Genomic DNA, 14076 nt, shown 5'->3' with positions numbered 1-14076 from the left:
CGTGGGGCCCCGGGGAAAGATGTCATGCGGGCCCGGTTCGTTCTCACAGCGGGTCCCCTGTGGCCGCCGCCACACCCCGCGCGGGCCGACCGTACCGCGGTCTGGCCGTTACCTCTGAGTGAGAGATAAAATGGGGACATGGCTGTCGAGGAGGCCGAGCCGTTCGACGACTCCTTCGCCGACGTGCTCGCCGCGGTCCAGCGGCTCGTCCGGCGCCGGCTGCGCCGCGGGCTGACCGCGCCCCCGTTGCGCGGCGCCCACGTCGAACTGCTCCGTCTCGTGGCGACCCGGCCCGGCATCGGGGTGTCGGCCGCCGCCAAGGAGCTCTACCTGGCGGCCAATTCGGTCTCGACCCTGGTCAACCAGCTGGTCAAGGACGGATACCTGCGGCGCGAGACCGCCCCGGGCGATCGCCGCTCGGCCCTGCTGTACGCGACCCCCGCCGCCCTCGACCGGCTGCGCGACTGGCAGCGCCGGCGCGCCGCGCTCGTACGCGACCAGGTGGCCCGCCTCGACCCGGCCGACCGGGCCGCCCTCGCCGCCGCGCTGCCCGCGCTGCGCCGGCTCGCCGAGAACCTGCACGAGGAAGCGGAGGGAACATGAGCGACGACCACGCGGTGGCGTGCCAGGGCCTCGAGTACGCCTTCGGCGAGACCAGGGCGGTCGACGGGCTCGACCTGGCCGTCGCACCGGGCGAGGTCTTCGGCCTGCTCGGGCCGAACGGGGCGGGCAAGACCACCGCGATCCGCTGTGTCACCACCCTGCTGCCGGTTCCGGCCGGCCGCGTCCGGGTGTTCGGGCACGACGCCGCCCGGGAGCGGATGGCGGTGCGCCGCCTGCTCGGGTACGTGCCGCAGCAACTGTCCGCCGACGCCGGTCTGACCGGACGCGAGAACGTGGCCCTGTTCGCCCGGGTCTTCGACGTCCCGCGCAAGGAACGCGCCCGCCGCGTCGAGCAGGCCCTGTACGCCGTCGACCTCACCGAGGCCGCCGACCGCATGGCCAGAACGTACTCGGGCGGCATGATCCGCCGCCTCGAACTGGCCCAGGCCCTGGTCAGCGCGCCCCGGCTGCTCATCCTGGACGAGCCGACGATCGGCCTCGACCCGATCGCCCGCACCAGTGTGTGGGACCACATCAACGCCGTACGCGCCGCCACCGGCATGACCGTCCTCGTGACCACGCACCACATGGACGAGGCCGACCAGTACTGCGACCGCCTCGCGCTCATGCACCGCGGCCGCGTACGGGCCCTGGGCACGCCCGACGGGCTCAAGTCCGAGCTGCGCGAGCGCCGCGGGCCCGAGGAGCCACCGCCCACCCTGGAGGACGTCTTCCGTGACGTCGCCGGCAGCGGGCTCGACAGCCAGGGAGGTGACTTCCGCGATGTCCGCAGCACCCGCCGCACCGCGGCCCGCCTCGGCTGACGCCACCGCCGGGGACCTCGACCTGCTCCTGGTGCCGCCGCGCCCGCGCACCGGCTGGCGCGTGCTGCCCGCCCGGGTCGGCGCGCTGTGCGCGGTCGAACTGCAAAAGCTCCGGCACGACCGGGCCGAGCTCTACACCCGCGCCGTACAGCCCGCGCTGTGGCTGCTCATCTTCGGCGAGACCTTCACCCGCATCAAGGCGATCCCCACGGGCGGCATCCCCTACATCGACTACCTGGCGCCCGGCATCATCGCCCAGTCCGCCATGTTCATCGCCATCTTCTACGGGATCATGATCATCTGGGAGCGTGACTCGGGCATCCTCACCAAGCTCCTGGTCACCCCCACGCCCCGCGCGGCGCTGATCACCGGCAAGGCCTTCGCGGCCGGCGTCAAGGCGCTCATCCAGGCGGTCGTGGTCATCGCGATCGCCGCGCTGCTCGGCGTGGCGCTGACATGGAACCCGTTGAAGCTGCTCGGGGTCGGCGTCGCGGTCGTGCTCGGCTCGGCCTTCTTCTCCTGCCTGTCGATGTCCATCGCCGGGATCGTGCTGACCCGCGACCGCCTGATGGGCATCGGCCAGGCCATCACCATGCCGCTGTTCTTCGGCTCCAGCGCCCTGTACCCGGTGTCGATCATGCCGGGCTGGCTCCAGGCCGTCAGCAGGGCCAACCCGTTGAGCTACCAGGTCGACGCGCTGCGCGGCCTGCTGCTCGGCACCCCCACCCATCTCGGCCTCGACTACGGGGTGCTGCTGCTCGCGGCGGCGCTCGGCATCCTGGCGGCCTCCTCGCTGCTCGGCAGGCTGGCCCGGTGAACGCCCTGCCATCATGATCGCTATGACCGAGGACAACGGATACCTCCTGGACAACCGGCGGACCGAGGCGGGCGAACGGTTCGACGCGCTCGCCGAACTCTTCGACGCCTCGACCCTGCGCCACTTCGACGCCCTGGGCCTGAGCGCCGGCCACCACGTGTGGGAGGTCGGCGCGGGCGGTCCCTCCGTCCCGCTCGCCCTGGCCGAGCGCGTCGGTCCCGAGGGCCGGGTGCTCGCCACCGACCTCGACACCGGATGGCTGACGGGCGCCACCCTGCCGCCGAACGTCGAGGTCGCCCGTCACGACGTCGGGCAGGAACAAGCGCCCGCCGGGCCCTTCGACTTCGTGCACGCGCGTCTCGTCCTGGTGCATGTGAAGGACCGTGCCCGCGCCCTGCGCTCGCTGCTCGGGGCGCTGCGCCCCGGCGGCGTCCTGTTCATCGAGGACGCCGACCCGGCCCTTCAGCCCCTGCTCTGCCTCGACGAATACGGCCCCGAGCAGGAACGCGCCAACCGGCTGCGCCGGGGCTTTCGCGCACTCCTCGCCGAGCGCGGCGCGGACCTCTCGTACGGCCGCAAACTCCCGCGCCTGCTGCGCGAGTTGGGCCTGGACGGGGTGGAGGCCGACGCGTACTTCCCGGTCACCTCGCCCGCGAGCGCGGTGCTCGAAGCGGCCACCGTGCGCCAGGTCCGCGACCAGCTCGTCGACCGGGGCCTGGCGAGCGACGACGACATCGAGCGCCATCTGGCGAGCGTCGCCGCGGGCCGTCTCGACCTGGCGACCTCGCCGATGATCTCCGCCTGGGGCCGCCGGCCCGCCTGAGCGGGGGACCGGCGACCCGGGCGCGGGATCAGGCCGCCGAGTCGAACGTGTAGTAGCGGGTGTGGTCGAGCAGGTCGGCCGGGGCCACGTTGTTCCACGGACGCATCGTGTCGTGCAGGTCCACGACGTCCGGGGTCCCCGCCGTCGGCAGATAGGGCGAGCCGGGGTGCTTGGCCTGCCACCGCGCCCAGAGCTTGTCCACGAACGCGTGGTGCAGCCAGAACACCGGGTCGTTGGGCGAGGCCCCCGTCGACATCTGGCCGCCCACCCACACGTGGACGCGGTTGTGCAGATTGACCCCGCGCCAGCCCTCCAGATGGTTGCGGAAGCCGTCGGAGGCGCTGTTCCACGGCGCCATGTCGTACGTCGTCATCGCCAGCACGCTGTCGACCTCGGCCCGGGTCGGCAGCTGGGCGACCGCCGCGCCCAGCGCCCGGCGCAGATAAGTGCGGCCGTCCACCCGGACGTTGAGGGTCCAGCCGCCCGCGCTCTGCGCGAAGGGCCCGTCCATCACCTGGCCGTCCCGGCTGCGCCCGGTGCCGCCGAGGAAGTCCGCCGCCCACAAGGAGGCGCTCGGGGTGCGGTCGACCGTCCAGTCCCAGTACGGCAGCGTGACCGAGGCGTCCACCGACTGCAGGGCCTGCTCGAACTCGATGAGGAATCTGCGGTGCCAGGGCAGGAAGGACGGCGAACGGTGGCCGACCCGGTCACCCGAGTCGGTGTCGCTCATGATGAACGCGTTGTGCGTGGTGACGAAGGCGTCGTACCTTCCGTCGCGCTTGAGCTGAAGCAGCGCGTCGACGAAGCGGCGCTTCTCGGTCGCGGTGAGGTCCGCCTGGTTCTTGCGCATGGCCATGGGTGTGCTCCTGGTTGGGCTGGATACGAGAGGTGGGCCGGCTGCCGCGTGGGTCAGGCGAGCGGAACGAGGGCGGCGCCCTGAAGCTCCACCACGGCGGCGCGGGCGACCGCGCGGGGCGTGGCGAAGGGCTCGTAGTGGTTCACGACGCTGATCCACGTCCCGTCGGCGTTCCGCATCACGTGCAGTTCCTGGCCGTCTATCCGCACGGCGTAGCCGGCGCCGTGGTGCATGTGTCCGGTGCTGGGCGCGCCCTGTATCCGGCGCCCCTGGAACACCTCGTCGAAGGGCTCGGGCGCGCCGTGGTCCTGGTGTCCCGCAGGGCCGTTGCCGGTGGCCCCGGGGGTGGCGGTGGCGGGCGGGGTGGAGGCGTGGGCGGTGCCCGCGAGGGCGAGTCCGGCGAGGGTGCCGGCGGTCGCGCCGATGGCGTGGCGGCGGGTGGGTCGAGACATAGGAATCCCCAGAGCTGTGTGGTCGATGGGCAAGGGTCCAGCGCGGGGCCCTCGCCCGTGCGCGCCGAACGGACGGCAGAGGAGGGCCCGGCACCTCGCCGGGAGGCATTCGACCGGCCTGGTCACGGCCGGGATGCCCGGCGAACCGGTGCACATCCATCCCTACCGGTCGGGGTCCTCGCCACAGAAGCCGGGAGATACGGGTTGGCCGCTATGCGGACATGTCCCGATTCGAAGTGCAGTGTTCAACAAGGGGGATCTTGCTGGCATCCCGTCGCCGGGCCGCCAACTGTGAAGATTTTTATCGGAGCATGCCGGTTCTGTGAAAATCTTGTTGCCGTGGTGCGCGGAGTGTGGCTGCCCTCACGTGCGGAAGGCGACCGGAAACGCCCGCCTCCGGTCGGCCAATGGCCGGAAGTGTCCGATCAGGCAGGGGACTTCGTTCGCTGCCCCACAGGGACGGCCGCCCGCGCCGGTCGGCTGGGTGCCGACGGGGCGCGAGCGGCCGTCAAGGTGCTGCTGGACGCGGAGGGTCGAGAGGGGCCCGGGTCAGCCCACCCCGCGGGGCAGCGCGAGTGACTGGACCTGGGGAAGAGAGGTCCAGTCGTTGGAGGCGACGCTGGCGTGGGCGGCGGCGAGCCGGGCCACCCGGGCCTGCGCGTCGGCCGGTGCCGGATTCTTGTCGTCGAGCACCGGCGGGACGTTCTGGGCGTCCGTCATGATGAGGAAGTAGTGGTGCGTGTCGTACCAGCCGGTGTCGATCGTGCCGTTCACATACGTCGCGGCGTCGCCGTCGAAGACGACGAACCACGGGCGGATCGAGGCGTCCGCGTAGCGTGAACGGGGGTCGCCCGCCTGGGCGTTGTGGACGGCCGGGAAGACCTGGGCCTGGGAGGTGCGGCCCGCCGCGGCCAGGTCGCGCAGGTGGCGCGCGTACTCGACGTCCGTCCACAGGCTGTCGGCGGGGTTGTTCTCCTCGACCGTGCCCGGGATCACTTCGAGCATCACCTTGCCCGCGAGATCCTTGCGGGCGGGCCAGTTGCCCGCATTGGCGGCCTCGTCGAGAGTGGCGTACTGGCCGCCGCCGGGCTTGGCGAGCAGGTCGGCGGGGCGGAAGACCGCCGAGCCGAGGTGGTCGCTGATCGTCTGGTCCAGCTTGGCGGGGCCCATGCCGAACGTGGCCTGGAAGCCCGCCTTCATCTCCAGTTTGATGACGAGCGGGGGATGCCCGGGGTGGGCCGCCAGCCAGACCCTTACATCGTCCAGGCAGCTCTCCAGGTTCTTGTTGGCGCCGCCGGTGTAGAGCTGGGCCGGGGTGCTCGCGTTGACGCAGTTGTTGCTGTTGCCCAGCGGGTTGGAGTGGCTGACCTTCCACTCCTTGGTGATGAAGTCGTCCCACACATCGAGTTCGATCATCGACGTGCCGGTGTCCAGGGCCTGTGCCAGATACGGGAAGGCGGCCGGATCGTAGGTGTTGTGCAGGCCGGAGACGGTGGCCCCGGACAGTGGCAGAGTCTCGGGCCCCGCGGCCGAAGCGCTGCCGCCGGCGCCCGTCGCGGCGAGGGCGAGGCAGGTGGCGAGCGCGCCGAGCAGGGCTGTGCGCAGCCGGGGCGTGAATCGTCTGGGCCGGGGATCCGACACGGGTCCTCCTAGTGGGGGTGACTCTCCGTCAGGACGGTGCCATCGTCGAATGAAGCGACGAAGACATGTCAAGTAACACGAGTTGGATTCCTCCTGTCACCCCCTGCGGCCGGTCCGGCCGCAGGGTGCCGTCCACGGGACCCGGGCCCGCCGGGCTAGAAGTTGAACACGGCCTCCGAACCCGCTGCCTTCAGACAGGAGTTGGGGTAGGTCTGCACATGGCTGACGCGCTTGCCGTTCCAGACGCCGTCCGCCCGTACGGTGACCGGCTTCCACAGCTGGGTACAGATGCGGGGGGCGCCACTGGCGGACAGGGCGGTGAAGTCACCCCGCACGCGCTTTAGTTCGGCACACGCCGCGGCCGGCGCGGGGTGCGTGCCCGACGGCGTCGGGGCGCAGCTGAGGGTGACCGCGCGCTGGACGGCGCCCCCGTCGTCGCCGGTCCCGTCCGCGACCGAGATCACGAGGGCGGACGGCGGATACAGGCTCATCGGCGTCATGGCCCCGGCCGGGGTGGCGGACGCGCTGCCGAGACCGGTACCGACGAGTCCGTTGGCCAGTAAGGCGACGGCGACGGCGCTGACTGCTGCGATCTTCCGCATTTCGAACACTCCTGGGGGTTGGTTTCCGAAGAACGAACAGGAGTCTCTCCCGAGGCGAAGACCGCCGCGCGCCACGCCGGACACATTCGGTCACGTGAAGTCACTCCCCGGAGCCGCATCGGCGCAGGACATGGCGCGGGAGCGCAGGTCGCCGAGCCCGTCAACGTCGTCCAAAAGAAGGGCATGTTGAGGGGTGGCTGGTCGATTTCAAGGCAACGGAAGGCTTAATTCTGGGAATCTTAGGCTGAATTGAGGACTGGTCAGATGGCGACGCGGTGCTGCACCGGACCTCCGGCCGGAAAGAGCGGGGACGGAACGGGCCAGTGCGCGCGATCTTCACGCGGTGGGGCTCCGGGACCCGCGGGCCGGGCCCGGCTGCTCGCCGCGCTCGCGCGGCGCGGCGCTCGCCGCGCGGGCTCACTCGGCCCGGCGCCGCGCGCCGTCGCGGGTCGTGCGGCGGCGCACCAACAGGAAGAAGGTTCCGGCCAGGGCGAGGCCACCGGCCGCGGCGCCCGCCATCGGCCACTCCGGCTCGTCCTCGTCGCTGCCCTCGGGCCTGACCGCCGCCACCTGCCTGACCTGTGCCGGATGCCGGGCCTGCCTGGTGGCCCGTACGGGTTCCAGCGAACCCACCGCGTCGACGTGGTCCCAGGCCTTGAACCCCCAGTCGAGCAGGGTGCGAGCCTCCTCGTAGACCGCGAACCCGCCGCCGGCCTGCGGGTTCATGACGGTCACCAGCAAGGTGCGCTCGCCCTGCCTGGCTGCGGCGATCAGGGTGTTGCCCGCATGGGTCGTGTAGCCGTTCTTGACCCCGATGATGCCCGGATACCGGGCGATGCCGTCGGTGCCCGAGAGCAGCCGGTTGGTGTTCACGATGCCGTACGAGCCGCTCCCGCCGGGGAACTGGGCCGAACTGGTCGAGCAGTACTCGGCGAAGTCCGGCCGGGCAAGACCCGCCCGGCCGAACACCGCGAGGTCGAAGGCGGAGGAGACCTGCCCCGGGCTGTCGTAGCCGTCGGGCGAGACGACCTCGGTGTCCAGGGCGCCCAGCTTGCGAGCCTGGGCCTGCATCTGGACCGCGGTCTCCTCCCAGCCGCCGTTCAGCCGGGCCAGCACGTGCACGGCGTCGTTGCCCGAGCTGAGGAACACCCCGCGCCACAGGTCGGACACCTGGTAGGTGTGCCCTGGCTCGACACCCACCAGACTGCTGCCCGCGCCGATGCCGGCCAGATCCTGCTCGGAGACCGTGTGCCGGTCCTCGGCGCGCAGATGGGGGAGCGCGGTGACCGCGAACAGCGTCTTGAGGGTGCTGGCCGGCGGCAGCTTGCGGTGCGCGTCCCGGGCGGCGAGGACCTTTCCCGTACGGGCGTCCGCGACCACGTAGGAGAGGGCGGACACCTCACCCGGAAGGGCGGGGGCGCCCGGCCGCGGACGCACCTGCTCGCCCGCCGGGGGGCCCGGCAGGGGCGCGGTGGCGGAACTGTCGGACGTCGGCGCGAGGCAGCACAGACCGATGGCGGCAGTGGCGGTGAGCGCTGCCATCGAACGGAATCCGGATCTGATGACCATTCAGTCACCGTAGGAACAGAACGGACATCACGCAGGTCGGCTTGTGCCGTCCGGCCTACACGGCAGGCATCCGGCGGCGGCGAGCACGGGGTCGGGCCGCACGATGGTGCCGAAGTCCGCGTCGTGGCACGCGGCGAGCCTGCGCACCACGTCGGCGAGGCCCGACAGCTCCCCGGGCGACAGCGGGCCGACGGCCCTGCGCACGCTGTCGGCCGACAGCGGGCCGCTGCGGGGCCGCGGCAGCAGGGGCTCTTGCTCGATGGGGTGCAGCCCGCACGGGGGGACCGGCCGCTCGCCGCTCGCCAGCAGGGCTTCGGTCTGCCGGCGCCAGTGCCCGGCGTCGTGCGGCTCGCCGTACTGAAGATGGTGCAGGTAGAGGCAGTGCGCCGCGGCGGGGGAGCCGGCGCCGGCCGCGAACTGCCACCAGAACCGGGCTGCCTCCGCCCGGTCGGTGAGATGGAGCAGACAGGCGAAGGCGAGCGCGCCGTACGGCTCGATCGTCGTCCCGTCGTCCACCAGCAGCCCCATCGCCGCCACGGCCGCCTCGTCACGCAGGATGTCCGCGGACAGGGCGCGCAGCCGCTGCTCGGCCCGCAGCCGGCGGGCCGTGGCGGCCGGCAGCGGGGCTCCGGGACCCGTGGACGCGCGGGACAGGACCCGCCCGGCGATGCGCTCCAGGGCGGCCCGCGCGTCGAAGTCGTCGTACTCCTCGCGCAGGACGGCGGCACCGAGCAGCACGTCGTCGATGTGGTCCGCGCTCATCTACGTCTCCTCGCTGTCGGTGTACCAGGCGAGCCGCAGATCGCGCGCGAGGCGTCGGCGGGCGCCGCGCAGATGGGAGCGGACCGTCGGGTACGAGATGCCCATCACCGCGGCGACCTCGCGCTGGGGGTATCCGAGGACGTAGTGCAGCACGATCGCGTCGTAGTGGCGCTCGGGCAGCCGGGCGATCGCGGCGTACAGGCCGAGCCCCGTTTCGAGGGTCTCCATCTCCGTGCGCAGCGCGTCACGGGCGGCGGCGAACGAGGCGGTCTGCACCAGGGCCCGGCCGCGGGCAAGCGTGCGCAGCCGCTCGCCGACCGCGTCCTGGAGAGCGGCCCACGCGTACGCCTGGACGCTGGGCCTGCGCAGGACGTGCGGCCACTCGACGGCGAGCCGCACGAACACGTCCTCGACGGCGCCCTCGGCGAGCTCGCGGGCGCCCAACTGGAGGTGCGCGTAGCGGAGATAGGTGCGGTGGTGGGTGGAGTAGAAGGCGACGAAGTCCGCCGGCAGGGCGGCGGCCAGGTCCTCGCGCACGGACGGTGGACTCCCCGGATCCGGTGCTGGACCGATCATCGGTGGCCTTGCCGGGGCCGCTCCGCGGGGCGGGCCGCGTGCCTGCTGCGGAGCTCGGCGAGTTCGGCGGCGCCGACCCGCACTCCGGCACCCAGCAGGCGCCGGGACAGGGTGCGGAGGTCGGCCGCGAAGACACGCACGGCGGTCGCTCCCGCGAGTACCTGGAGGGTCAGTTCGATGTGCACCGGCCCGGGTTCCTTCCGGTCGGGGGCGGCACCAGGACGCGCGGAACGGTGCCGGAGAGCGCCTTCGCTCCCATCTACAGCAAAGCGACTCGATGCCCCGAATGTGCACGGCGGTCGCAGGAATCTCGGCGATCCGATGCATGGGCCGCGCCGTGCGCCCCTTGTGGCCGGTTCTGTTCGCCGGGGCCTGTTTCGTTTGTTCAAGGAACAGCAATGGTCTAGTCCAAGTCGTTGACGTGTTCCGGCCACCGCCCAATTCTGGGAGCCCCCTCCCACCCCCAGGAGACCTCGACATGAAGCCACTTCGTGCTCTCCTCTGCGGCGCCGCGAGCGCCGCACTGGCCGCGGCCGGGCTCACCGCCTTCGTCACCGGCCAGGCCTCGGGCGCGACCGCCGACGCGGCCGGGCTCGGCAACCGCTGGTACGCCGCCGCGCCGTATCTGATGCCGCTGGACAACAACCCGCCCGACACCGCCGCCATCATGGACGCCACCGGCCTCAAGGCCTTCCAGCTCGCCTTCGTCCTGGCCCCCAACGGGGGCGGCTGCAGCCCCACTTGGGGCGGCACCGCGCCCGTCTCCTCCGACACGGCGGTCGCCGGAATCATCTCCTCGATCCGCGCCAAGGGCGGCGACGTCTCGGTCTCCGTCGGCGGATACGGCGGCACCAAGCTCGGTCAGAACTGTGCGGACGCGGCCTCCACCGCCGCCGCGTACCAGCAGGTCATCTCCAAGTACCAGCTGAAGGCGATCGACTTCGACCTCGAGGAGCCGGAGTACGAGAACACCACCGCCATCTCGCACGAGATCGGCGCCGCCAAGATCCTCCAGCAGAACAACCCCGGCCTGTACGTGTCGGTGACCACCGCCGGCACCGCCGACGGAACCGGCTGGTTCGGGAAGCAGATGCTGAACGAGGCCAAGGCGCAGGGCTTCGTGCCGGACAACTTCTCGATCATGCCCTTCGACGGCGGGTTCAGCGGCGCCGCCGCCCAGACGAGCGCGCTGACCAACTTCAACTCCGTGCTCCGGTCGACGTTCGGCTGGGACACGGCGACCGCCTACGCCCACGAGGGCTTCTCGGGGATGAACGGCCGCAGCGACTCGGGCGAGTACTTCTCGCAGAGCGATTTCCAGACGGTGCTCGACTACGCGACCAGCCACGGCATGGCACGCTTCACCTTCTGGTCCCTCAACCGGGACCGGCAGTGCACCCCGCCGGACAACAACGGCACGACGTCGGGGACGTGCAGCAGTGTTCCGCAGGCGGCCTGGGACTTCGCCAAGTACTCGGTGAGGTTCGCCGGGGCCACCCCGCCCTCCTCGCCCCCGCCGTCGTCCGCCCCGCCCTCCTCGCCCGGCGGCACCTGCACGGTGGCGGCCTGGAGTCCGAGCGCCGTCTACACGCAGGGCAACGAGGTCTCCCACAACGGCCACAAGTGGAAGGCCAAGTGGTGGACCCAGAACGAGGAGCCCGGGACCACGGGGGAATGGGGGGTCTGGCAGGACGAGGGAACCTGCTGAACCACCCGGCCAACGGCTCCGGACCGCGCGCGCCGCGCGGTCCGGAGCCGTTCCGCTGCCCGGGGGCGGTCACCGGAAGGCTTAGTCGATCCGCCGAATCTTTTTCCGCGGGAGCGGCAACCCCGGCCGCCGCCGCACGTCGTCAGGGGTGAAGGCGCATTCCCGCGCCTCCCCGCCGACCGTGGAGAAGCACAACGTGACCGTCCCCCAGCACCGTCCCACCCGCCCCGCGTCCCGCGGCCCCCGACGCCTCGCCGGCGCCGCCGCGACGACCGGCCTGCTCCTCGCCCTCGCCGTCCCCGCGCTCGCCGGTACCGCCCACGCCGACGGGCCGAGCGCCCGGCCGCAGCCCGCGGGCCCGGCCAAGGCGGCCGCGCCGGGCACCGCTTCGTCGCCGGTCAAGCGCGCGTCCGGCAGCGAGCAGGCCGCCCGGCCGCAGGCCGCGCCCAGCGCCGCCCCCAGCACGGGAGCCGAGAGCGGAACCGCGCCCCGCCCGGCGGCCGGCACCGGCGCCCCGGCCGCCGAACCCGCCCCCTCGGACCAGAAGGAGCTGGCTCATACTGGGTCGTCCACGACCAACGCGGTGATGGGCGCCGGAGCCGGCGCGCTGATCCTCGCGGGCGCCGGCACCGTCTACGCCGTACGGCGGCGGCAGCAGCACTGAGGCACCCACGGCCCCGTCCATGACCAGGGCGGGGCCACGCCCGCGCACCGAGGAACCGATGGAGCACATCGCCGTACCGCAGCTGTCCCCCTTCGCCCCGAGCCCGCTCGCGTCCTGGTGGCGCGCACTGCTGCGCCGGGGCCGCCTGGCGTTCCGCGACACCCGTGCGCTGTCGCCCGGGGCCGGCCGGAGCCGGTTCGCCGATCCGCCCGAACCCGCGGCGCCGCCGACGGTCAGCGAGCTCTACCATGCACACCGTCTCAAGATGGTGCGTCTGGCCGTGATGCTGGTCGATGACCGGGCCACCGCGGAGGACGTCGTCCAGGACGCGTTCACCGCGCTGTACCGGCGCCACGGAGAGCGCATCGACGAGATCGACAACGCGCTGGCCTATCTGCGCACCGCCGTGGTCAACGCCTCGCGCTCCGTGCTGCGCAGGCGCCGCACGGCCCGCGGCTACACCCCGCCCCACGAACCCGACGCCCCGTCAGCGGAGGAGCGCGTCGTCCTCGACGAGGAGCACCGCGAAGTGCTGTCCGCGCTGGGGCAGTTGACGGCCCGCCGCCGCGAGGTGCTGGTCCTGCGGTACTGGAGCGAGCTCACGGAGGCGGAGATCGCGGCGACCCTCGGCATCAGCCGGGGCTCGGTCAAGTCGATCGCGAGCCGGGCCCTCGACTCGCTGGAGAAGATCCTGGAGGCAGGGGCATGAGCGGCCTGTGGAGCCCCGAAACGCAGGGGCGGCCGGTCGAGACGCGGCTGCGCGCGGCGCTGGCCGCCCGGGCCGACAGCATCACCGCGGCCGATCTGCGTCCCGCCGACCCGCCGGGGTCCCGTGCGCGCCGCACCCCGTGGGCCGGGCTGCGGCTGCGGCGGTTCGCGCTGCCGCTGGCCGGGCTCGCCACGGCCGCCGCCGTGGCCGTCGGTTACGTCACGCTCTCCTGCGGCCGGGACGAGCAGCGCCCGCTGCCCGCCGACTCGCCGGGCCCGGTCCAGCCGCCGCCGACGCCCTCCGCGTCCGCGGAGCCCAGCGTCCGGCCGTCACCCCGCCCGCCCCGGTCACCGTCCGCCGGCCGTCCGAAGTCGTCGCCCGCGGCGCTCTCGCCGAGCCCGTCGAAGGCCCCGGGGGGCCCGGCGAACGAGGCGCCCTCGCGCGGCGCCTCCCCGCGGCGGGCCGTCCCGCCGCCCGTGCCTTCGGCCCGCTGACCGCCGGGCCACAGGGTCAGACGTCGCGGCCGTCCCCGCGGCGGCGGCGCCACAGCACGACGGGCACCGTGCCGGTGAGGGCGAGCGCCCCGGGCGCGAGAGCGGCCGTCGTGTTGATCCCGGACTGGTCGAAGGTGGCGGGGACGGGCAGCGTCGCCCAGCGGGAGAGGGGCCAGGCGATTACGAACGCGCGGCCCACGGCGTCGTCGACCGGGACGAATCCGTGGGTCTTGTCCTTCTGGTGGTAGCGGGAGTCCGCCGAGTTCCGCCGGTTGTCGCCCATCACCCACATCGTGCCCGGGGGCACGGTCACCTTGAACTGACCGCCCTGATCGTCGACCGTGCAGGGCGTGCTGTCGGGGCGGACGTACGGCTCGGTGAGCGGCTTGCCGTTGACCTTCACCGGGCCGGTGCCCTCGCACTCCACGGTGTCGCCCGCGACGCCGATGACCCGCTTGATGAGGTCCTGCTCGTTGGACGAGGGCATGATACCGATGAACGACAGCACCTTCTGCACCACGTTCGGGTTCGTATGGGGCTCACCCGCGAGCCACTCGGCGGGGTCGTGGAAGACGACGACCTCGCCGCGCGCCGGCTCGGAGCCGAACCAGGGCGTCAGCTTGTCGACGAGGACGCGGTCGCCCGGCCGCAGCGTGTTCTGCATGGAGTCCGACGGGATGGAGAACGCCTGCACCAGGAACGTCTTGATGAGGAGCGCGAGGACCAGTGCGACGCCGATGAGGATCGGCAGCTCCTTCCAGAAGGAGCGGTGCTTGCCGCCCCGTGCGCGGCGCGGTTCTCGCGGCTCGCCGCCGCCGGTCTGTGGGTTCCCGTCCGCGCCGACCGCTGAATTCCCCACGCCCGCTCCTCCGTTCGTACCGCGCCCCACGCGCCCGGTGGCCTGGGTCCGCGACCTGTCCAACGAACGGTAGTTCCGGGCGGCCCTGTCCACCGGGGCCCGCGCGCGGTGTCCGCC

Annotated in this window: 17 protein-coding genes; 8 read left to right on the top strand and 9 right to left on the bottom strand. The window is 72.7% G+C overall.

The window, feature by feature from the left end:
• Positions 1-138 precede the first annotated feature (138 nt).
• The 4 genes from DT019_RS02050 to DT019_RS02035 are packed head-to-tail and all read left to right on the top strand — an operon-like array spanning position 139 to position 3067.
• Entirely contained in the window at positions 139-603 is a 465-nt protein-coding gene (locus DT019_RS02050; RefSeq protein WP_114034805.1) for a MarR family winged helix-turn-helix transcriptional regulator, read from the top strand.
• Positions 600-1427: an ABC transporter ATP-binding protein gene (locus DT019_RS02045; RefSeq protein WP_114034804.1), complete on the top strand. Its 828-nt coding sequence runs from the start codon at positions 600-602 to the stop codon at positions 1425-1427. The genes DT019_RS02050 and DT019_RS02045 overlap by 4 nt, the downstream gene beginning before the upstream one ends.
• Entirely contained in the window at positions 1387-2244 is an 858-nt protein-coding gene (locus DT019_RS02040; RefSeq protein ID WP_114034803.1) for an ABC transporter permease, read from the top strand. The genes DT019_RS02045 and DT019_RS02040 overlap by 41 nt, the downstream gene beginning before the upstream one ends.
• 22 nt (positions 2245-2266) lie before the next feature.
• Positions 2267-3067 carry a class I SAM-dependent methyltransferase gene (locus DT019_RS02035; protein ID WP_114034802.1) on the top strand — a complete coding sequence of 267 codons (801 nt, stop codon included), beginning with the start codon at positions 2267-2269 and terminating at the stop codon, positions 3065-3067.
• 28 nt (positions 3068-3095) lie between these two features.
• On the opposite strand, the gene melC2 is transcribed toward DT019_RS02035, so the two are convergent.
• The 8 genes from melC2 to DT019_RS01995 form a co-directional block, all read right to left on the bottom strand.
• A complete protein-coding gene (melC2, locus tag DT019_RS02030) occupies positions 3096-3923 on the bottom strand; it encodes a tyrosinase MelC2 (protein WP_114034801.1) in 828 nt (275 codons plus the stop codon).
• A gap of 53 nt (positions 3924-3976) precedes the next feature.
• Positions 3977-4375: an apotyrosinase chaperone MelC1 gene (melC1, locus tag DT019_RS02025; RefSeq protein WP_114034800.1), complete on the bottom strand. Its 399-nt coding sequence runs from the start codon at positions 4373-4375 to the stop codon at positions 3977-3979.
• Between the two features lie 549 nt (positions 4376-4924).
• Positions 4925-6016, bottom strand: a complete 1092-nt coding sequence (locus DT019_RS02020; RefSeq protein ID WP_114034799.1) for a phosphatidylinositol-specific phospholipase C domain-containing protein — start codon at positions 6014-6016, stop codon at positions 4925-4927.
• 155 nt (positions 6017-6171) lie between these two features.
• Positions 6172-6618: a subtilase-type protease inhibitor gene (locus DT019_RS02015; RefSeq protein WP_114034798.1), complete on the bottom strand. Its 447-nt coding sequence runs from the start codon at positions 6616-6618 to the stop codon at positions 6172-6174.
• A gap of 417 nt (positions 6619-7035) precedes the next feature.
• Positions 7036-8187 (bottom strand): D-alanyl-D-alanine carboxypeptidase family protein, encoded by a 1152-nt coding sequence (locus tag DT019_RS02010; RefSeq protein ID WP_114034797.1) that lies wholly within the window; start codon positions 8185-8187, stop codon positions 7036-7038.
• A 27-nt stretch (positions 8188-8214) separates the two neighbouring features.
• Complete coding sequence (locus tag DT019_RS02005; protein ID WP_114034796.1) at positions 8215-8949, bottom strand: hypothetical protein; 735 nt, start codon at positions 8947-8949, stop codon at positions 8215-8217.
• Complete coding sequence (locus tag DT019_RS02000; protein WP_223279267.1) at positions 8950-9486, bottom strand: RNA polymerase sigma factor; 537 nt, start codon at positions 9484-9486, stop codon at positions 8950-8952.
• Between the two features lie 35 nt (positions 9487-9521).
• Positions 9522-9710 carry a hypothetical protein gene (locus DT019_RS01995; protein ID WP_114034794.1) on the bottom strand — a complete coding sequence of 63 codons (189 nt, stop codon included), beginning with the start codon at positions 9708-9710 and terminating at the stop codon, positions 9522-9524.
• Between the two features lie 293 nt (positions 9711-10003).
• On the opposite strand from DT019_RS01995, the gene DT019_RS01990 reads away from it, so the two are divergent.
• From DT019_RS01990 to DT019_RS01975, 4 genes are all read left to right on the top strand, one after another.
• The gene (locus DT019_RS01990) at positions 10004-11233 is read left to right on the top strand and encodes a carbohydrate-binding protein (protein ID WP_114034793.1); all 1230 of its coding nucleotides are present in this window, start codon (positions 10004-10006) and stop codon (positions 11231-11233) included.
• 196 nt (positions 11234-11429) lie between these two features.
• Positions 11430-11897 (top strand): LPXTG cell wall anchor domain-containing protein, encoded by a 468-nt coding sequence (locus tag DT019_RS01985; protein ID WP_147267249.1) that lies wholly within the window; start codon positions 11430-11432, stop codon positions 11895-11897.
• Between the two features lie 58 nt (positions 11898-11955).
• Positions 11956-12606, top strand: coding sequence for an RNA polymerase sigma factor (locus DT019_RS01980; protein WP_114034791.1), 651 nt, complete (start codon positions 11956-11958; stop codon positions 12604-12606).
• Entirely contained in the window at positions 12603-13100 is a 498-nt protein-coding gene (locus DT019_RS01975; protein ID WP_114034790.1) for a hypothetical protein, read from the top strand. The genes DT019_RS01980 and DT019_RS01975 overlap by 4 nt, the downstream gene beginning before the upstream one ends.
• 16 nt (positions 13101-13116) lie before the next feature.
• Here the strand turns inward: DT019_RS01975 and lepB are convergent, their stop codons facing one another.
• A complete protein-coding gene (gene lepB, locus DT019_RS01970; protein WP_223279266.1) occupies positions 13117-13959 on the bottom strand; it encodes a signal peptidase I in 843 nt (280 codons plus the stop codon).
• Between the last annotated feature and the right edge of the window lie 117 nt (positions 13960-14076).

It is taken from the genome of Streptomyces sp. SDr-06, assembly GCF_003324565.1.
Classification (GTDB): Bacteria; Actinomycetota; Actinomycetes; order Streptomycetales; family Streptomycetaceae; genus Streptomyces.
The sequence above is the reverse complement of the archived record's forward strand: the minus strand, read 5'-3'. Positions and strand labels throughout refer to the sequence as shown.